This is a genomic window from Pseudomonas agronomica (genome assembly GCF_025917275.1).
Taxonomy (GTDB): Bacteria; Pseudomonadota; Gammaproteobacteria; order Pseudomonadales; family Pseudomonadaceae; genus Aquipseudomonas; species Aquipseudomonas agronomica.
Genome location: NZ_JAOSHO010000779.1, coordinates 1 through 1,586 on the forward strand (window position 1 = coordinate 1; position 1,586 = coordinate 1,586).

Consider the following 1,586-nt stretch of genomic DNA (forward strand, 5'->3'; position numbering starts at 1 on the left):
CCGATATCCGTGACGTCAGCGGCGTGATCGACGCCAAGGCACAGATGAAGGAGGAGTCGACCGACCTGGTGATCCTGGATCTGGTAATGAACGGTTTCGATGGCCTGGACCTGCTCCTCTGGATCATGGAAGAGTTACCCGGGTGCGCTGTGTTGGTTTTCACCTCACAGGACGCCCAGCATTTCTGTAACCGCTGCATCGCTGCCGGCGCCAGGGGATTCGTCACCAAGAGAAGTGATCTGAAGGAGCTGATCAAGGCCATCCATGCGTTGAAATCAGGTTATTCCTATTTTCCCCAGATGCCTGTGAGGCTGGACTTTCAACAGCGCAGCGAACAGCACGCCCTGGAAAGCCTCTCAACTCGCGAGTTGTCCATCTTGCGGATGCTGTCGATGGGCATGCGGGGCAAGGACATTGCAGAATCATTGTTCCTGAGCCCGAAAACCGTCAGTACCTACAAGACCCGATTGTTGGAAAAACTCGGGCTCACTTCATTGGTGGGATTGTCGGAGTTCGCCAAGCGCAATCATCTTTGAATCTTGTGTCCGCAGGTTCGTCGTTCCGTTGATAGAACGCTAAGGCCGGTTTTTGCACTCTAGTGCATCAACGGTGTGGGTTTTAAGCTGTGTCCATCGAATCGCAACACCCGTTTGGAGACACAGCTTGAAACAGATCATCGGCCTCTACACGAGCCCAAGGCCGCATTGGGTCGGCGACGGCTTTCCAGTCCGCACACTGTTTTCCTACGATAATCTCGGAAAGCACATCAGCCCGTTTCTACTGCTGGACCACGCGGCGCCCAGCGAATTTAACCCGACCACGATGCGTCGAGGCGTTGGCCAACACCCTCATCGTGGTTTCGAAACCGTGACCATCGTCTATCAGGGTGAGTTGGAACACCGTGACTCCACTGGCAGCGGAGGCAAGATCGGCCCTGGTGACGTGCAATGGATGACCGCCGCCTCCGGCATCATCCACGAAGAGTTCCATTCGGAAGCCTTCGCCCGGCAGGGCGGATTCATGGAAATGGTCCAGTTGTGGGTCAACCTGCCCGCCAAGGACAAGATGGCACCGGCCGGCTACCAGACCCTGCTCAAGAAAGACATCCCCAGCATCGCCCTGAAGGACGACGCCGGCAGCCTGCGCCTGATCGCCGGAAACTTCGAGGGGCATCAAGGCCCGGCGAAGACGTTCACGCCCATCGACGTCTGGGATATTCGCTTGAATCCTGGCAAGAACCTGACCCTCGATTTGCAAAAGGGCCATAACACGGCGCTGGTGGTGCTGCGAGGTGCGGTCCAGGTCAATGGGCGCGAGCGGGTCGAGGCGGGGCAACTGGCCTTGTTCGATCGGGCCGGCGACCAGGTGAATCTGCAAACCGATAACGATGCCGTGGTGTTGCTGCTCAGCGGCGAGCCCATCGACGAACCGATTGTCGGCCATGGTCCGTTCGTGATGAACAGCGAGCAGGAGATCCACCAGGCCTTCGAGGATTTCCATTCCGGGCGCTTTGGGCGGATGGATGGCTGACGCGAAACCAATGAACTGATCTTGGAATTCAAATGTGGGAGCGAGCTTGCTCGCGA

General features: G+C 57.4%; 2 protein-coding genes. Both read left to right on the forward strand.

All coding sequences use genetic code 11. The features are described from left to right. Positions 1 to 536 (forward strand): response regulator transcription factor (locus OC610_RS27060; protein WP_264432401.1); only part of this gene is annotated, 536 nt, incomplete at its 5' end. Between the two features lie 127 nt (positions 537 to 663). After that, complete coding sequence (locus tag OC610_RS27065) at positions 664 to 1,530, forward strand: pirin family protein (protein ID WP_264432403.1); 867 nt, start codon at positions 664 to 666, stop codon at positions 1,528 to 1,530. The last annotated feature ends 56 nt before the right edge of the window (positions 1,531 to 1,586 follow it).